We start from the raw sequence: 17,563 nt of genomic DNA on the forward strand, positions 1-17,563 counted from the left end.
ATCACCAACCCAGAAGGCAATATGGATGGATATGGCTTCCAATAACCTAGATACCCGCACCCCATTGATTTCGATGCGAAATATTCGCAAATCGTTTGGCTCATTACACGCTTTACAAGGTGCATCCATTGAAGTTTATCCCGGTGAGATTGTTGCATTAGTGGGTGACAATGGCGCGGGAAAATCCACCTTAGTTAAGGTAATGGCCGGTGTACATAGTTTTGACTCAGGTGATTACGAGATCGAGGGCAAGCCTGCCAATATTAAAACCCCCTCCGATGCTAACGAACGCGGTATTGCCACAGTCTACCAAGACTTAGCCTTGTGCAATAACCTAGATGCCGTACAGAATCTGTTTCTCGGGCGTGAATTAACAGGCTCATCGTGGTTTGGCAAACGCATCAATCGAGCCGCTTGTGAAGTTCGTGCACGTGAAGTACTCACTAAGATGCGTTTGGGTAATCTGTCATTAACCCGCCCTGTGGGTGCCATGTCCGGAGGGCAACGCCAAAACATAGCGATTGCCCGCTCTATTCTCTGGCAACCCAAAATCGTTATTCTAGATGAACCTACCGCAGCCTTAAGCCATTCTGCCGCTGAGCAGGTGTCTTCACTAATCCGTAGTTTGGCTGATCAAGGACTAGGCATCGTGGTAGTCAGTCATGACATTCACCATTTTGTGGTCAATGCTACCGACCGTATTGAGGTGATGCGCTTAGGGGCTAATGTGGCTAGCCTCAAATCAATGGAGGTAACGGGTGAAATGGTGGTTAATGCCATGGTAGGTGGTAATGAGAGCGTGAATTTGGCTGGCTAGATTAGCCTAAACCTACTGCTTGTTTGCCTTCACACACATCAGGATATAGTTATGACCGCACTAATGACGACGCTGGAAGCACCTGCTACGCCTAAGCTCAAACGCCGCACCTTTGGCGAGCTACTCACCACCGATTTAAGAGCATTGCCTGTTCTAGTAGGCTTGGCCTTCTTATGGATTTTCTTTACTTATCAGAGCGAGGTCTTCCTAACCGCGCGCAACTTGTCTAACCTGCTTCTTCAATCAACCGTGGTTGGCATCATGGCATTGGGCTTAATGTTTGTGCTATTAGTCAAGGAGATTGATCTATCGCTGGCAGCCATTAATGGTGTGACCGCTGTGTTAATGGCTAAACTGATTGTTGAGTTTGGCTTTTCGCCTTGGTTAGCCATTCCCTTGAGCATCCTACTAGGCGCAGCCATTGCTAGCTTTTCAGCACGCTGGGTCAGTTTTGTTGGCGTACCTTCTTTTGTGGTTACCTTAGGCTTGGGTCTCGCTCTCAATGGTATTCAATTGCTTTTGCTACCACCAACCGCACGTTATGGACTGATGGGTACAGGTATCGAGCATATCGCTCAAACTTACATTACTGGACTATGGTCGTGGACACTAGTCACTATCGGTATAGCCCTCTATGCACTACTTATTTTTTCGAATATGCATCGCCGTAGACAGTTGGGGCTGCCAGTTGCGCTATTAACTTCGGCGATAATGCCGCTTTTAGGGGCTGCTTTATTAGGAGCCATCTGTGTTTCTATTTTTAATCAGCATAATGGCATCCCGCTCCCGGTGTTAATCTTTGTGGTTTTATTAGGTCTTGGCGGCTACCTGCTCAAAGAAACACAGTTTGGCCTAAGCCTTTATGCCATCGGCAATAATGATGAAGCCGCTCGTAGAGCAGGCATCAAAGTTCCTGTCATCCGCATGTATGCCTTCGCAATTGCCGGCGGTGTGGCCGCAATCGCTGGCATTATTTCTGCCTCACGCACCTTGGGGGTTGGTGTGTTTTCAGGTGGCGGGGTTGGCGGTGGAACGCTGCTATTAGAATCCATTGCCGCCGCCGTGATTGGCGGTGTCAGTTTGTTTGGTGGTCGTGGTGCGATTTATGCCGCACTATTAGGGGCTTTGGTGATTGGCACAGTGCAGAATGGCTTGAACTTAATGGGTGTGGAAAATGAAATTCGCTTAATTGTGACAGGCGTTTTATTGATTGTTGCGGTGTCCATCGACAAATTAATTGAAAAGTTTACCGGCCAAAAAAGTTTTTAAAGGCTAGTGGGGCTTGTAAAGGTTTTTTTCGGGTGCTCCTCCAGAGTATGGGGACAAGTGAACTTGTCCCTGTGTCTTTTCCTCATTATCCTATCTGTCTTCAATAGATTGGTTAGATTTGAGTGAGTTGCGTTTATCGCGTCACTAAGTCAGTACGACAAGGCATTAACAAGGTAGATTAGCAATGCAGACCAAAAAGAAAACCAGTCAAGCCACAAAGGTACAAGCACCAAATGACTATGAAGCATTTATCAAGTTAATCCATGATCAATATGACTTGCTTAGCAAAAGTTATAAAGGCATCGCGGTTTACTTAACACAAAATCCTAATGATGTGGCGGTACTTTCTGTCAATGAAATTGCCAAGCGTTGTAATATTCACGCTTCTAGCTTTGTGCGCTTTGCTCAGTCTTTCGGTTACGAGGGATTCAAGGACTTACAAACCCTATTCCAAAAACGTTTATCAACCGCGGCTCCGGGTTTTGAAACACGCATTAATGCGCTGGAAAAAGAACTCAGTGAACATACTGATCATACGGACATGGGTTTCCTACGTGATTTGGTCGTGAGAGATATCGCCTCTTTGCAAGAATTACTGGAGAACATGGACAGCAATGCTCTAACACAGGCGGTAGAGTTGCTGCAGCAGGCTAATATTATTTATCTGGCAGGGCAGTTACGTTCTTCACCAGTGGTGGAGTTGCTACGTTACATCCTCACCATGTTGGGTAAACGCTGTATTTTGCTCGACCCCAGTGGGGGCTTAGCCACGCATATGGCGCGCAACATGCAGACAAGTGATGTATTAGTCGCCGTTTCTTTCCGCTTTTATGCTAAAGAAGTGGTCAATATCGTCGAAGAAGCATCCACGCACCAAGTTCCGATTATTGCCATCACCGACAGTACTTTATCGCCAGTAGCAAAATCGGCCAAGGTGTTATTTTCGGTGCCCGAACATGAATATGCTTTCTCGCGCTCATTGGCAGCCCCTATGTGTTTGGCACAGGCTCTCACAGTCGCCTTGGCTAACCGACTCCAAGTTGGAGAGACGGATCAACCTGCCAAGATTCGCACCGTGACGAGATAAGCTAAAAAACTAAGATTTTTTATACTGTTTAATGTAGATGAAAACGAGCGTCTTTAGATAAGGACTCAGTATTAACAGCCGAACAAGCCACCAGACTCATAGAGGCTTTACCTAGCCATATAGCGTTAATCATATGCTTCTCCTTAGCCACTAGACTAAGACAACGGAAAGAGTGATCACAAGTAGATTTCGAAGGGATGGTAGATGGCCTGATCTAAGGCATACGTGAGCTTCATGGCATGTGCAAGTAAGCCCTTGCACGTACTCCAAGAGCTTGGTAGCTGGGAAAGTGTAGAAATGGTTAGGCACTACGCACACTTACGCGTAGAGCATCTAGCTAACTATGCTGAGACAGCATGTCATACATGGCACAAATTCGGCACAGTACTAGAAAACAAATGAGGTGTCTTAGAAAGACAAAAGCCCTGTAAACTATTCATTTACAAGGCTTTAAAGGTGGTGGGTCGTATGCGATTCGAACGCATGACCACCTGATTAAAAGTCAGATGCTCTACCGGCTGAGCTAACGACCCGTCGAGGCGTGCATTCTACACAATCAGAGATAGGTTTCAAGCATTTTTTTAACTGAACCTCTAATTAACTTAAGTTTTCCTGTAAATGGTTAGTTTATGCAGTTAAACCTAAACCTCTAACACCGGCTCGTTCTGCAAACAATGAATGGTTTTTGCTACCGCTACACCTTCAGGAACTTCCTGCATAGTCACCCAAGCTTGTTTCAAGTGTCCGAGTGTCGCTTCTTGCAAACTTTGTAAAGCGGCTGAAGTGCGTTCAGCATCAAAAAATGCAAAGGGTTCATCCAAGAAAATAAATTGGCTTTCGGTGTCATTGCTCTCGACCAGAGAATTCCCCAAAGCCATCCGCATCGCCAAGCTAATTTGCCGCTGAGTCCCAGAGGAAATTTCATCGAAATCGAGATAGTCACCTTTCTCATCCGAGAGAACCCGCAGAGCAAAATCATTATTGATTTCTAAACTATTGTAATGGCTATGAGTGAAATCAGAGAGCAAACCTTGGCAACGCTGCTGCACAATTTGATTAAAACGGGCAATCGAAAACTGTGAAGACTGGCGAAGTAATTCAGAAGCCTTAGCCTTCACTTTCAGCTCCTGTTGATAAGCTGTCATTTGTGCTGTTTGCTCAGCAGCTTCGCGATTCAACGACATAAACTGATCAACCAAACTACGTTCCTTGCTCACATCTTCATCAAGGCTAGTCATACATTGACCAAAGAAGCGCCCACGCTGTTTTAAGTCCTCACTAATGGTATTGCCGGTATAGCGCACTTGATCCGGCAAAGCCGCATATTCGCGGACTTGTTTGGGCATATCAGCTGATAAGGATAAATCACTCGCTAATTTACCGACCTCAGGTACTTGCGAGAATAAATGGCGCTCTTGTAAATACTGAGTGGATTTACCCCCTAACATCGCATCGATTGAAGTATTCGCTTGTTCCCAACCCGTTTGTAGGATGTGACTAAACTGATTGGCTTGTTCGCGCAACGGTTGTAAGCGATAACGCTCTACATACCAACCTCTGAATAAAACAAAGCTAGTAATAATCGCAATGCCTACCCCAACCCATAGTAGTAAGCGCGCAAAGAACGGTTCGTGGGTAAAATCAGGTCGATGAATCCCATCCAGCCATTGAGGCACTAAAGTCAAAATAGCCCAAGCTGCTAACACCAGCAGCAGACTAATCATTCCCAACATACTCCAACGCCCTAGCCAGCGACTTTTGCGCCGATAACGCTGATAGGAGGCATGTCCAGCCAGATACTGTTCACTACCAGTTGGAATGGCACTGACTAAAGCTTGGCTTTGCTTTTGTCGATCCTCTAAAACTTCACGGACTTCTAATAAATCCGGCAAGCGTTGTGTATCCACACTAATCGCTGCTTGAGCAGCTTGAGTCGCTTTGTGATCAGCTTCAAGCTTATCAAAAGACTCTTGAGCACTTTGTAGCTCTTGCTGTAATGCATCATCTAGCTGTGCATAGGCTTTAATGCCTGCCATTTTGTGCAGATTGGTAATATCCGGCTCGCGCTCAGTACCTAACTGCTGACTCCAATAAAAAGTTCGGCTAAAAGTTGAATAATTAAATCCCACTAAGCGCGTTAAGAATTGATCCACTGCTGTTGGTGTAGAGGCAAGTACCTGCTGTTGATCATCCAATAAAGAAGCCTGCTGACTTCCCAGTTTGCTGACCCTACGTTTTAAATGATAAGTGTTGCCAGCATGGACAAAACTCACTGTAATACTCGCCTCTTCAGCCCCCCAATGAATTAATTTATTGGTACGATCTGCAGTTAAATTATCAGTCCGCCCAAATAAGCCAAAACTTAAAGCTTCACCAATACTACTTTTCCCTGATTCATTCCTCCCGGTGACTAAAATCAAACCGAGTTGGGGTAAGTCTTTTAAATGCAGCCGCTCATATTTACGGAAGTTCTCCGCAATCACTTCCGTAATAATCATCCCTGATCTCCTGTGTTAGCCGCTTGCTCTAAGCGCTCAATCACTAATTTCGCTGCTTCTTGATAAAGATTGGCATCAAAATTCTCTTGATTAGCTACCACTGCAAAATTTTGCTGACAAAACTCAGCAAAGCGACGGGCAGCAGTACTTTTTAGCTGTGAAGTATTAAGCCATTCGGCTCGTACGGGTTCAGATGACACTCTTTAGCTCCGTTCCAAGATAGGTTTGTTTAACTATAATGCAAAACCACAAAAAAAGGCGGATTCATCCCTGTTGCCTTTGGGGTCAGCCCTCTAAATGACAGCTCATCGGTTAGATAGGTCGCTTTAGCGGTGAGAAACGTTTAAAACATGACAGCCTCACCTAAATCACTAAGATACTGGCGCTTCCACGGACAAAAGGACCTGTCATGATGGCTAGAATCTTAATCATTAATCTGAATTCCAAACTCACTTACCCTGACTTATCCATTGCTTATTTAGTCACGCCCTTACGCGCTGCCGGATTACAAGTAGAGGTGAAAACCCTAACGACCGCCACCCCTAGTGAACCACCTACAAATCAAAGGCTTAAGCATAACCTTAGCCAGCCTGAGTTGAATCTGACAAATATCCAAAAATATTTAGAGAATACTCATCCTGATCTAATTTTAATTCCTAGTTATTTAAACCATTATGCAACTGTTCAACACTTAGCTAACTACGCGGCTGATTTAGAGCTACCACTGATTTTAGGTGGAGCTTGCTTAACAAGCTGTAGCAGTGAAGACTTACCTTTGTGGTTAAGTTTAAGGGGTATCACTGCGGTTTTCGTGGGTGAAGCTGATTGGGTTATTGTTGATGTGGTAGAGACCCTCCTGCGTAAACAAGATTTAGCTGTATGGCCAGGTATTTGCCAGTCAGGGCTAGAATTGGAAACTTTCAGTGCACCACCGTTACAAGATTTAGAATTATTGCCGTTACCGGATTTATCAGATTTTGCTTGGCAGACGCATCGCTCAGCTTTAATCCCTATCCTTACAGGACGCACGACTCGATTAGAAAATAAGCAATATGTTTATAGCAGTCGTCCGGTACAAAGCGTTTTAGAAGAACTACAGATTCAGGCCGAACGTTATCAGTGCAAAGATTTTATCTTCCTCGATACTAGTCTCAATACCAACTTAGCCATGTGGCATGGTTTAATTGATAATATCCAAGCTGTTGTTCCGGGTTGTCGCTGGCTGGCGACGATTTATTTAGATGGTAAAAATCCTTTAGGCCTCGATTTGAATACTTTTGTTGCAGCTCGTGCAGCTGGCCTAAGGCATTTGAACATTAGCTTAGATACTGCCCAAGCCCTCAGACAAGGCAAACTCTTAAATGCAGCGATGGAACGCAATCGCGAGTTAGTGGCACATGCTTATCAGGCAGGTTTAAGCGTGCATTGTTTGGTGAAAAATTATACTACGCACAATAGCCTTGCCGAGTTACCCAATACAAATGATTTGATACTGCGCAAATTAGTAGAAAATGAGCAAGCGAAACAGGTAGCTAGCCTCCAAGGCAAACACGTTAGCTCAAGCAAAATAGAAACTAACTCTCAGCCCAAACAGAACTCAGCAAAAAGAACTCGCCAAGCTTCAGTTAAAACGCTTAGTACCCCACCAGCAGCACCCACTGCCAATGACAATTTTTGGCGACGTTTCAAAAAAACCTTAGTCCTCCCAAAAGCCCGTAAAACATCTGAAGCAAATCAGCTAGTTTAGAGTGATTTGTATAAATCATTTTAATTAATCAGTCACCGTTCAGGCAGAAACTGCGAGGATGCGCAAGGAGCGGGCAGCTCGTCGGGTAAATTTAAGCAGCTTTGTGAATGATTTTATATTTGGATGACAAATCCTAATAATAAAAACAACGAACGGCAACGACTAATGAAAAAACAAAATCTATTTGCACTGGCTGCAATTGCAGGTATGGGCCTGTCTGCTTGTAGTCAAAATCCCCAAGCGATTCCTGAAGCGGATGCATTAGTAGGTACGTCTGTGGTACGTCCACCATACGCACAACAAGCTGTACGTGTTCCGAAAGACCAACAGCTAGGCTATCAACGCAATATTCCGCATGCTTATCCAAAACCGAATATGAATTACCAAGACCCACAGGGGGGTTATGGTATTCCTTCAATTCCACCGCAAATGGTTAGCAATAATCAAATGCCCCGTTTGTCTAGAGCAGAATTACGGGCAATTGGCGATCAGATTTTCAACAATGAAGGTGGTGGAAATTTAAATAATCTAGTGCATTGGAATGATGGTGAAGACTTTGCTTCCATGGGGATTGGTCACTTCACTTGGTATCCAGCAGGTCGCCGTCAGAGCTTTGGTAATACCTTCCCCGGTTTATTGGATTATATGGCACAAAATGGAGTTCAATTACCCGGTTGGTTACAACAAGCACGGGTACAAGGTGCACCTTGGTCTACCCGTGAAGAACTGATGGCACAGAAAAACTCGCCCCAAGTTCAACAGTTACAAAACCTTTTGTACAACACACGCGAACTGCAAGCTCAATACATTGTAGACCGTACCCGTACAGCCATGCCTAAACTTGTGAAAGCCTCTAATCAACAGTCCACCGTAGCACGTAATCTGAATGCAGTAGCAAATACGCCCGGCGGCTGGTATGCACTCATTGATTATGTGAATTTCAAAGGTGAAGGCCTAGGAAACGGTGGCTATCGTGGCCAAAACTGGGGTTTACGCCAAGTGCTTGAGGAAATGCGTCCGACTGCGCATGGTCAACAAGCACTCCATGAATTTGCTGATGCAGCAATGCGCGTCTTACAACGCCGTGTACAAAACTCAGATCCATCTCGTAACGAAGCACGTTGGCTACGTGGCTGGCAAAATCGGGTCGATACTTATCGCAATCCGATTGTTTAAAGTATAAAGATAGCTAGTAGTATTAGGCTGCTAGCTATTATCTATTGCATGACGGACTTGACGCTGTTTGCGTGCATCTGTACCTGCTTGTTGTACCACTCTTTGGCGCAATCCCGGCACAAAGGGAATCTCACCTTTTTGCCCACTCCGCGCATAATCTAATAATAATTGCTCCGTAAAAGCTTCATCTAGCCCCAAGTCACTTAAAGCAATTTCGTGTACCAATTTAAATAAACGTGGCAAAGCAATTTGATGGGTTTGCCCAGAACGTTGATGAAGTTGCTCACTCAGAATCCAAAAACGTGCAAACGGCGTTTCACCAAGTAGTAAATCCAAACTATGCTCGAAACGCCCTGAATTACCGATTAAATCCCAATAACGCGCAAAGCGATTCATCTTTTGCATAGTGAACGGATCAATCCGATCAGTCGCCAGAATGTTATAAGGCGGATAGGGATTAAAGATGAGGCCGAAAGCTTCCGTATGGCGAATAATCGGTGCACCCCGTAGACGCTTGAGAATTCCTACTTGAATCTCATGTGGATGCAAAGCCACTAACTGATCAAAGCCTTGAGCAAAGCTTGCCAGATCCTCACCTGGTAGCCCAAAAATTAAATCCGTGTGTAAATGTGCAGTACTATGCTGACGCAGCCAGCGCAGGTTCTCAATAGACTTGACATTATCTTGCTTACGACTAATTAACGCTTGTACTTCAGAGTTGAACGTTTGGATACCGATTTCAAACTGTAAGCTGCCAGCTGGAAAACGCTGAATGCATTCTTTTAAAGCATCCGGCAAATGGTCAGGCACTAGTTCAAAGTGTAGGAAGGTTTCAGCATCCAAACGTGCAAGGAAAAACTCTAAAATAGTTTGGGTAGTAGCTATTTTTAAATTAAAAGTGCGATCAACAAATTTAAAATGGCGTAAACCGCGTTGCCACAGTTGTTCCATTTCAGCTAAAAACCGAGTTAGCTCAAAAGGATAAGCGGTTTTATCTAAAGCCGACAAACAAAACTCACATTTAAAAGGGCAACCCCGTGAAGCCTCTACATATACAAACCGTTGCTTAAGATCGGTATCCGTGTAGTAATCATAAGGTAAATTTAGCTGGGCTAAGGGAATCAGTGGGCTTTGAATAAATTTTTCTTTTGGTAACTGTCCATTTAACAGCTGAGTGCATAACTCGCGCAAACTTTGCTCAGCAGCTCCACTAATCACATAATCAGCTTGTTGACTAATGTTTTGCCCTTTAGCTTCATAACTGACTTCTGGCCCGCCTATTATAATGATTAATTGAGGCTGCAGCATTTTTAGCAAACTCACTACCGCCATCGTTTCCGCTACATTCCAAATATAGACCCCGAAACCGATCATTTTAGGCTGTTTGACCAAAATCTGCTCGGCGATGTCTAAAGGACGCATGGCGATAGTGAACTCTAGTAGTTCACTCTGAGCCTGTAAACTGCCCAAATTCGCAAATAAATATCTTAGCCCTAGGGAGGCATGGGTATAACGTGCATTAAGCGTAGAAAGCAAAATTTCGGGCATATAGATTAATGATGGGGGAAGCGAAGCGCAGTCTAGCACAAAATGGATAACGAATCTGATTTTAGGGTTGTTGTAAAGAGATAAGATGTAGTTTTAATGCGACATTTATCGCAACATTTAGTTCAATCAATCTATTTTTTAGATAGTTCATTTTTTTAAGAATCATAATTTTTTATTTTTGTCAAGAGAGGCTGCAAGCCTTATTTTAACTGGCTTCAGTGTTTTTTTATCATTACATAAAAAAAATAAATAAGCATAAAAATCATCCATTTATCGGACAAACTACCATCCAAAAAATGGCGACTTAGCCTATTCATCCTTACAGAAGCACGTGTTACAGTTCGCCCCGATTCATAGCCCAGTCGTAAGACTAGCCATGAATTACCTTTATAAACAAACTGTTAGGTTATTGTTATGACTTTGTTTAACCATTTTCTAGCTTTGCTAGTAATGGCGCTTGTTTGCTCAAGTCCAGCGCTAGCTGCCGGAAAGAAGGAGATGACAATCAGTCTTCGCGTAACTGCGACTGCTTATAATTCTCTACCGAGTCAAACGGATGGAAATCCAGACCTCGCTGCTTGGGGTGATCGTTTACGCCCAGGCATGAAAGCCATCGCTGTATCTCGTGACCTGCTCTATAAATATGGATTAAAACGCAAAGCTAAGGTACGGATCAGTGGGTTTGATGGCGAATTCCTAGTGCTCGATAAAATGCATGAACGCTGGGAAAAAAAGATTGATATTTACATGGGGAAGGATCATCACAAGGCACGGCGCTTCGGGCGCAAGAGTGTGACCATTAAGTGGTAATTCATTAGCTCCAAGGATGGACACAAGCCCGCGTTATGCGGGCTTTTTCTTATCCATACCTATCAAGATTTTCTTCTTTCGCAGAAAAGATGGTTTTGCATAAGTACTTGAATGTAAAACCCCTACTGCAGATACGATCATTTTAACTAAAGAATTTGGATAACGTTTATTAACTGGCAGATCAGTGGTTTGTAGTTAGCTAAACAACAAACGCCCTATAGTTTAAGTTAACAACCAAAGCCCACCTTATCACCCTAAACCCTCGATTAACAAGTTGGACTGATTATTTCTACTTATTAAATAAATATTATTTAACTATAAATTAAAAAAATAACTATTTAGTGAATATCTCAAAAAGTACAAAATGAATAATAAATATGCTTTATCGGTGGGTTCAACTATTGCCTTAGCAACTTGCACAAGTTCTATTCATGTAGCTTATAGTCTAGAGGCTGAACGGCACGCCTTGATTAATCAAAATAGCCTTAACGGCACCTCGAGCATGCCCGAGCTTTGCGTGAAAATGCTAAACAATGATTTCTCCCCCTAAGCAGTCAGTTTTAAATCATTTAGGTTAAAGGCATCTTAACTGAGATGCCTTTTTTCTTAATGCGCCTCATCCCAATGAGTACCAATGCCAGTTTCTACCAATAATGGTACTGATAAACTAACTGCATTAGTCATAAGCTCAGCAATTTTTGGCTGCACTAAACTTAATTCAGCTTCAGGGACTTCAAAGACTAATTCATCATGCACCTGCAGGATCATTTTGGTCTGCACTTGGCTAGTGCGTAACCAGTGATCGACAGCGATCATGGCTTTTTTAATAATATCTGCCGCAGTCCCCTGCATTGGTGCATTAATCGCCGTGCGCTCTGCGTATTGGCGAGTGGCTGCATTACGCGCTTTAATATCAGGTAAGAATAAGCGGCGTCCAAATAAAGTCTCTACATAACCTTGGGCGCGCGCTTGCTCACGAGTATTTTCCATATAGGCTTTCACGCCAGGATAACGCGCAAAATATAAATCAACATAAGCCTGAGCTTCGCGCCGATCCACATTTAATTGCCGTGCTAAGCCAAAGGCAGACATACCATAGATCAAACCAAAATTAATAGCCTTGGCAGCACGGCGTTGTTCAGTGGTGACTGTTTCTAAGCTCATCCCAAATACTTCAGCTGCAGTAGCGCGATGCACGTCCAAGCCATGAGCAAATGCATGGAGTAAGCTTTTGTCACCTGACAAATGCGCCATAATACGTAATTCAATTTGTGAATAATCGGCAGCTAATAATTTACAGCCCTGCTCAGCAATAAAAGCTTGGCGAATCCGCCGTCCTGCTGCAGTACGAATCGGGATATTTTGCAAGTTCGGCTCAGTGGAGGAAAGTCGCCCCGTTGCAGCTACCGCTTGATGATAGGAGGTATGTACGCGCCCTGTACGGGCATTAATCTGCTCAGGCAACCGATCGGTATAAGTCGACTTCAATTTACTTAAACCACGATGCTCCAAAATTAAAGCCGGCAATTGATGACCTAAATCGGCCAACTCCTCTAATACATCCTCGGCGGTTGAGGGCTGTCCTTTCGGGGTTTTGCGTAAAATTGGTAAGCCGAGTTTATCAAAGAAAATTTCTTGAATTTGTTTAGGTGAAGCTAAATTGAATTCTTGACCTGCGGCTTGGTAAGCCTCTTCAACTAATTCCTGCATGCGCTTTTCAAGTTCAAGACTTTGCTTGTTAAGCATTAAAGCATCGACTTTCACCCCATTCCGTTCCATCGTAGACAGAATCGGCACTAAGGGAATTTCCACTTGCTCATATAATTCACGTTGCCCATCCAAGGCTTGCAGTTGTGGCCAAAAATATTGATGCAAACGGAGAGTATAATCAGCATCTTCTGCTGCATACGGGGTAGCTTGCTCTAAAGCAACTTGATTAAAAGTCAGTTGGTTTTTACCTTTACCCGCAATATCTTCGAAATGAATCGTTGTATGCTGTAAATGCTGCTCACAAAGCGTATCAAAATCATGGCGGCTAGCGGTTGAATCCAATACATAGGATTCCAGCATCGTATCCTGCTTAATGCCATTCAAAGTAATGCCATGATTAAGTAGGACATTGCGGTCATATTTCAGATTTTGCCCAATCTTGCCCAAACTTGGGTTTTCTAATAAGGGTTTGAGTTGGGCTAAGGCAACTTCACGATTTAACTGTACCGGTGCACCTAAATAATCATGCGCCAGCGGTAAATAAGCGGCTTCACCAGCCTTCAGAGCAAAGGACACTCCCACAATTTGCGCATCCATATAACTCAAACTAGTGGTTTCGGTATCAAAGGCAAACTCACCAGCCGTTTGTAGGCGAGTAAGCCACTGATCCAACTCAGCTTGGGTGAGAATGGTCTGATACTCGGTGTCAGTGATAGCTTTAACAGGCGGTAAACTTAAGTGCAAAGGCAAGGAAGAGGGTACAGAGACGGAATTGACCGCATTAGGGTTAGTTGACTTAGGCGGCTCTAATTTATCTAAAGCATTCAAGCGCGAGCGGAATTCATAACGTGTATAAAGTTCACGTAAAGCCTCTAGATCTGGTGAGCTAAAGGCTAAATCCTCTGGGCTTAGGTCTAAGGGCACATCACATTTAATCGTGACTAATTCATAAGACAAAGGCAAATGCGCCAAAGCTGAGCGCAGGTTTTCACCAACCTTGCCTTTAAACCCTGCAGCACCCTGCATGATCCGTGCAAGGGAGTCATATTCTTCTAGCCATTTAACCGCAGTTTTTGGCCCCACTTTATCCACACCCGGCACATTATCCACTGCGTCACCCATCAGGGCTAAATAATCACGAATTCGCTCTGGGCGCACACCGAACTTCGCTACCACACCGGCTGGATCTAGATAGGTATTACTCATCGTATTGATTAAATGTACGCGCTCATCGACTAGCTGTGCCATATCTTTATCGCTAGTCGAAATCACTACAGGCCCTGCATATTCCTTAGCAAGTGTACCAATCACATCATCCGCTTCTACACCTTCAACCATCAGTAGGGGATAGCCGAGTGCTTTCACCATATCTAAAAGCGGCTGAATTTGATTGCGTAAGTCATCTGGCATGGGTGGACGATTAGCTTTATAAGCAGGGTAGAGTGCATCACGGAAAGTGTTACCCGAAGCATCAAAGACGACTGCCATATGCTCAGGTTCATAATCCTTCCGCAGCTTATCCAGCATATTTAAGACCCCATGTATCGCACCGGTTGCTTCACCTTTGGAATTGGTTAAAGGCGGCAAAGCATGAAAAGCGCGAAATAGATAGGACGACCCATCCACTAGAATTAGGGGTTTGCTAGGGGAACTCATGGTTTAAGCTCATGGAAAATTTAGAGCCTTAAGGTTAGCGTGCTTTCAGAATCGGAGCGAGTAGAATTAATCAGCGCTAAAAACAAAGCCCCTTACAAGGGGCTTTGCAAAATACACATAAAGATTTAGCTTATAAATCAGCCATAATATTGGCACGACCGACAATCAAAGGATCAATAGATTGGATATTGCGTAGATCTTTACCGGTGTAGTGAACTTTGTGCAGGATATAACGCATCGCATTTAAACGTGCACGTTTCTTGCAATCAGACTTCACTACTGTCCAAGGCGCTTCTGCGGTATCCGTGTGGAAGAACATCGCTTCTTTGGCGGTGGTATAAGAATCCCATTTATCCAAAGAAGCTAAGTCGATCGGACTGAGTTTCCATTGCTTTAAAGGGTGTAACTTACGTTCTTCAAAACGACGACGTTGTTCCGCACGACTTACTGAGAACCAGAATTTAATTAAATGCACACCACTGCTAGCTAAATGACGTTCAAACTCTGGAACTTGGCGTAAGAAATCATCATATTCTTTGTCAGAACAAAAACCCATAACACGCTCAACGCCTGCACGGTTGTACCAAGAACGGTCAAATAAAACAATTTCGCCTGCAGTTGGCAAATGTTGGACATAACGTTGGAAATACCATTGACCACGCTCAGCCTCAGTCGGTTTTTCTAAAGCAACAACACGCGCACCCCGCGGATTGATATGCTCCATAAAGCGCTTAATCGTACCTCCTTTACCGGCTGCATCACGACCTTCGAACAGAATTACAATCCGCTGTCCGGTTTCTCTTACCCACATTTGCATCTTGAGTAATTCAACCTGTAAGCGGAATTTTTCTTTTTCGTAATTTTTGCGTGACATGCGATTTTTATAAGGATAAACCGCAGAGCGCCAATTATCGACTAGCTCATCATCCTTATTCACTGTTGCTTTCGGTGCATGCGTTTGCCAACGTGCCAAAGCAGCTTCTAAAGCTTCTCTGTCATCTGGTGAAGCACCATCAAGCATCACTTGTAAACGTTTGAGCATGGCGGCTGCATCGGCAGGACTCGCCTGTTTAGCTTCCTCCAAGATTTCAGTTGCTGCTGAAATCTGTGCATCTTGAGCTGCATTCACTGCTTGAATAGCACTAAATGCCTCAATGCCAGCCTCTGTACCTGTAGTTAAACTTTCTTCTTTCGTATCCATATGAACTCCAGCTTGCCTTAATCTGTCATAAGACAAGCGTATGTTATTTGTCAATTGAGTTGCGTTGATGAATGTCAAAGGATTTCGAATGCTATAATGAAATTCTTACGCACTGATTATTATAGTGGAGACTAAACGATGAGTTTAAAATTCGGACAGTTTGTTGTTTTAGCGGTAGTGGCTTTATTGGCAAGTAATGCTAATGCAGCAGGTGCTAAAGCAGGGCAACGTTTTGGAGATTGGGGGGTTAAATGTGAAACAACCCCTGATAAATCCGAAGTATGCTATGTCCAACAAGTTTTATCTGAAAAGGGCAGCAAACAGCCTTTAATGATTACTGTTTTAGGTTATGGCAAAGGCAAACCTTTCCCGACCGCAATTTTCGAATTGCCGAAAGGAGTAGATATGAAACAGGGTGTACAATTAAAAGTCGACAAAAACCAAGCGGTCGCCTTCCAAGGTAAATGCGACCAACAAGGCTGCCGTGCAGGCTTTACTTTAGATAATGCCATGATGCAGCAGATTTCTAAGGGGCAACGCGCCTTACTCGCTTATCGTCCAGGCCCTAATAAAGAGCCAGTGATTTTCCCCATTTCATTGAAAGGTTTAGCACCCGGCTTAAAAGCAGTTAAATAAATTAAAGTGTAGAGAAACAAGCTTGCATATACCCCAATCTTTTAACCATTATTGGGGTATATAGATGAAGGTTTACTTTCCAATACAGAAGGAACTAAAAATTTCGCCTAATAAATCATCAGAGGTGAATTTACCTGTAATTTGCCCTAAAGCATCTTGTGCTAAGCGCAACTCTTCAGCCATTAATTCACCTGCATTAAAAACCAGTAATTGCTGCTCAGCTCGCCCCACAGCGGCTTGGGTAATCTCTAACGCTTGTAAATGACGCCGTCTTGCCATAAAGGTATCTTCGCGTTCCCCTTGATAGCCCATGCGTGTCTTTAGTTCTGTTTTAAGTACATCTAAACCTAAACCTTGTTTAGCTGAAATATACAGATGCTGCCCTTGCTTGCCGACTGCTTTACCAGTTAGATCGACTTTATTATGCACTGTTAGTACTGGAATAGTGGCTGGAAGCTTGTCTAAAATCGCATGATGCTCAGCACTTTCTGACTGCGTATCATCGACTAGCATTAACACCAAATCAGCTTTTTCAACTTCACGCCAAGCGCGTTCAATCCCAATTTTTTCAACCGGATCATAACTTTCCCGTAAGCCTGCGGTATCAACAATATGTAAAGGCATACCTTCTAGATTAATTCGCTCACGTAAGACATCACGAGTCGTGCCTGCAATATCGGTAACAATAGCGGTTTCTTGGCCAGCGAGCGCATTTAATAAACTAGATTTACCAGCATTAGGCCGCCCTACAATGACTAGGTGCATACCATCACGCAATAAACTGCCTTGTTGTGCTTTTTGAAAAATTTCCGCTAACTGTTGCTTAATGTTGGTAAGACGTTGGGTGATGGCTGAATCTGCTAGAAAATCTATTTCCTCATCAGGAAAATCTAAGGCTGCTTCTACATAAACACGTAGTTCAATCAGAGCTGTGAGTAAGTTATCCACAGCTTTAGAAAAATCACCTTGTAAGGAACGCAACGCAGAACGCGCTGCCTGCTCAGAGCTAGAATCGATTAAATCGGCAATCGCCTCCGCTTGAGTGAGATCCAATTTATTGTTTAGAAAAGCGCGTTCGGAAAACTCACCAGGACGGGCTAAGCGGGCGCCTAACTCTACGCAACGCTTCAGCAGCATATCCAGCACGACTACTCCACCATGCCCTTGTAGCTCTAAAACGTCTTCACCAGTAAACGAATGTGGTGCAGGAAAAAATAAAGCTAAGCCATCATCTAAAATACTGCCATCTTGAGCACGAAATAAACGGTGGCTAGCGGCACGTGCAGGGGGTACTTGGCCAAGCAACTGCTCAACCAAGGATTTTAGATTTGAACCAGAGAGACGAATAATACCGATACCCCCTCGTCCAGGCGGAGTTGCCACCGCAGCAATGGTATCGGTATTCATC

Annotated in this window: 13 protein-coding genes, 1 tRNA gene and 1 pseudogene; 8 read left to right on the forward strand and 7 right to left on the reverse strand. The window is 43.9% G+C overall.

The features are described from left to right. Window positions 1-25: 25 nt before the first annotated feature. The 4 genes and pseudogenes from Q0230_RS09870 to Q0230_RS19690 form a co-directional block, all read left to right on the forward strand. The gene (locus Q0230_RS09870) at window positions 26-817 is read left to right on the forward strand and encodes an ATP-binding cassette domain-containing protein (protein WP_298609821.1); all 792 of its coding nucleotides are present in this window, start codon (window positions 26-28) and stop codon (window positions 815-817) included. A 51-nt stretch (window positions 818-868) separates the two neighbouring features. Beyond that, on the forward strand, window positions 869-2,086 hold the full coding sequence (locus Q0230_RS09875) for a hypothetical protein (protein WP_298609822.1): 1,218 nt from the start codon (window positions 869-871) through the stop codon (window positions 2,084-2,086). A 184-nt stretch (window positions 2,087-2,270) separates the two neighbouring features. Beyond that, a complete protein-coding gene (locus Q0230_RS09880; RefSeq protein ID WP_298609823.1) occupies window positions 2,271-3,173 on the forward strand; it encodes a MurR/RpiR family transcriptional regulator in 903 nt (300 codons plus the stop codon). Between the two features lie 196 nt (window positions 3,174-3,369). Then, window positions 3,370-3,575: pseudogene (locus Q0230_RS19690) on the forward strand (tyrosine-type recombinase/integrase); the annotation flags it as partial. 55 nt (window positions 3,576-3,630) lie between these two features. Here Q0230_RS19690 and Q0230_RS09885 read toward each other — a convergent pair. The 3 genes from Q0230_RS09885 to Q0230_RS09895 all read right to left on the reverse strand — a co-directional run bounded on the left by Q0230_RS09885 (window position 3,631) and on the right by Q0230_RS09895 (window position 5,871). Further along, window positions 3,631-3,706 (reverse strand) — tRNA-Lys (locus Q0230_RS09885). Between the two features lie 108 nt (window positions 3,707-3,814). Beyond that, window positions 3,815-5,671: an AAA family ATPase gene (locus tag Q0230_RS09890; RefSeq protein WP_298609824.1), complete on the reverse strand. Its 1,857-nt coding sequence runs from the start codon at window positions 5,669-5,671 to the stop codon at window positions 3,815-3,817. Beyond that, window positions 5,668-5,871, reverse strand: coding sequence for a hypothetical protein (locus Q0230_RS09895; RefSeq protein ID WP_298609825.1), 204 nt, complete (start codon window positions 5,869-5,871; stop codon window positions 5,668-5,670). Before Q0230_RS09895 ends, Q0230_RS09890 begins: the two co-directional genes overlap by 4 nt. Window positions 5,872-6,080: 209 nt before the next feature. Between Q0230_RS09895 and Q0230_RS09900 the strand changes: the two genes are divergently transcribed. Both Q0230_RS09900 and Q0230_RS09905 read left to right on the forward strand, forming a co-directional pair. Beyond that, a complete protein-coding gene (locus Q0230_RS09900; RefSeq protein WP_298609826.1) occupies window positions 6,081-7,418 on the forward strand; it encodes a hypothetical protein in 1,338 nt (445 codons plus the stop codon). 165 nt (window positions 7,419-7,583) lie between these two features. Beyond that, complete coding sequence (locus Q0230_RS09905; RefSeq protein WP_298609827.1) at window positions 7,584-8,594, forward strand: hypothetical protein; 1,011 nt, start codon at window positions 7,584-7,586, stop codon at window positions 8,592-8,594. A 30-nt stretch (window positions 8,595-8,624) separates the two neighbouring features. On the opposite strand, the gene Q0230_RS09910 is transcribed toward Q0230_RS09905, so the two are convergent. Then, window positions 8,625-10,142 (reverse strand): DUF4080 domain-containing protein, encoded by a 1,518-nt coding sequence (locus tag Q0230_RS09910; protein ID WP_298609828.1) that lies wholly within the window; start codon window positions 10,140-10,142, stop codon window positions 8,625-8,627. A gap of 498 nt (window positions 10,143-10,640) precedes the next feature. Here Q0230_RS09910 and Q0230_RS09915 point away from each other — a divergent pair, with 498 nt between their 5' ends. Then, the gene (locus Q0230_RS09915) at window positions 10,641-10,952 is read left to right on the forward strand and encodes a hypothetical protein (protein WP_298609829.1); all 312 of its coding nucleotides are present in this window, start codon (window positions 10,641-10,643) and stop codon (window positions 10,950-10,952) included. Window positions 10,953-11,558: 606 nt separating this feature from the next. On the opposite strand, the gene polA is transcribed toward Q0230_RS09915, so the two are convergent. Further along, window positions 11,559-14,318 (reverse strand): DNA polymerase I, encoded by a 2,760-nt coding sequence (gene polA, locus Q0230_RS09920; RefSeq protein WP_298609830.1) that lies wholly within the window; start codon window positions 14,316-14,318, stop codon window positions 11,559-11,561. Window positions 14,319-14,448: 130 nt separating this feature from the next. After that, window positions 14,449-15,192: a polyphosphate kinase 2 gene (gene ppk2, locus Q0230_RS09925; RefSeq protein ID WP_298609976.1), complete on the reverse strand. Its 744-nt coding sequence runs from the start codon at window positions 15,190-15,192 to the stop codon at window positions 14,449-14,451. A gap of 465 nt (window positions 15,193-15,657) precedes the next feature. Here ppk2 and Q0230_RS09930 point away from each other — a divergent pair, with 465 nt between their 5' ends. After that, window positions 15,658-16,155, forward strand: coding sequence for an invasion associated locus B family protein (locus Q0230_RS09930; RefSeq protein ID WP_298609831.1), 498 nt, complete (start codon window positions 15,658-15,660; stop codon window positions 16,153-16,155). A 72-nt stretch (window positions 16,156-16,227) separates the two neighbouring features. Here the strand turns inward: Q0230_RS09930 and mnmE are convergent, their stop codons facing one another. Beyond that, the gene (gene mnmE / locus Q0230_RS09935) at window positions 16,228-17,562 is read right to left on the reverse strand and encodes a tRNA uridine-5-carboxymethylaminomethyl(34) synthesis GTPase MnmE (RefSeq protein ID WP_298609832.1); all 1,335 of its coding nucleotides are present in this window, start codon (window positions 17,560-17,562) and stop codon (window positions 16,228-16,230) included. Between the last annotated feature and the right edge of the window lies 1 nt (window position 17,563).

Origin of the sequence: uncultured Thiothrix sp. (genome assembly GCF_937876535.1) — a bacterium.
Classification (GTDB): domain Bacteria; phylum Pseudomonadota; class Gammaproteobacteria; order Thiotrichales; family Thiotrichaceae; genus Thiolinea.

Coding starts and splice junctions, on each gene's coding strand:
- Q0230_RS09875 (WP_298609822.1), top strand. CDS start 869: ATGACCGCACTAATGACGACGCTGGAAGCACCTGCTACGCCTAAGCTC.
- Q0230_RS09900 (WP_298609826.1), top strand. CDS start 6,081: ATGATGGCTAGAATCTTAATCATTAATCTGAATTCCAAACTCACTTAC.
- Q0230_RS09915 (WP_298609829.1), top strand. CDS start 10,641: ATGACAATCAGTCTTCGCGTAACTGCGACTGCTTATAATTCTCTACCG.
- Q0230_RS09930 (WP_298609831.1), top strand. CDS start 15,658: ATGAGTTTAAAATTCGGACAGTTTGTTGTTTTAGCGGTAGTGGCTTTA.
- Q0230_RS09890 (WP_298609824.1), bottom strand. CDS start 5,671: ATGATTATTACGGAAGTGATTGCGGAGAACTTCCGTAAATATGAGCGG.
- polA (WP_298609830.1), bottom strand. CDS start 14,318: ATGAGTTCCCCTAGCAAACCCCTAATTCTAGTGGATGGGTCGTCCTAT.
- Q0230_RS09870 (WP_298609821.1), top strand. CDS start 26: ATGGATATGGCTTCCAATAACCTAGATACCCGCACCCCATTGATTTCG.
- mnmE (WP_298609832.1), bottom strand. CDS start 17,562: ATGAATACCGATACCATTGCTGCGGTGGCAACTCCGCCTGGACGAGGG.
- Q0230_RS09910 (WP_298609828.1), bottom strand. CDS start 10,142: ATGCCCGAAATTTTGCTTTCTACGCTTAATGCACGTTATACCCATGCC.
- Q0230_RS09880 (WP_298609823.1), top strand. CDS start 2,271: ATGCAGACCAAAAAGAAAACCAGTCAAGCCACAAAGGTACAAGCACCA.
- ppk2 (WP_298609976.1), bottom strand. CDS start 15,192: ATGTCACGCAAAAATTACGAAAAAGAAAAATTCCGCTTACAGGTTGAA.
- Q0230_RS09905 (WP_298609827.1), top strand. CDS start 7,584: ATGAAAAAACAAAATCTATTTGCACTGGCTGCAATTGCAGGTATGGGC.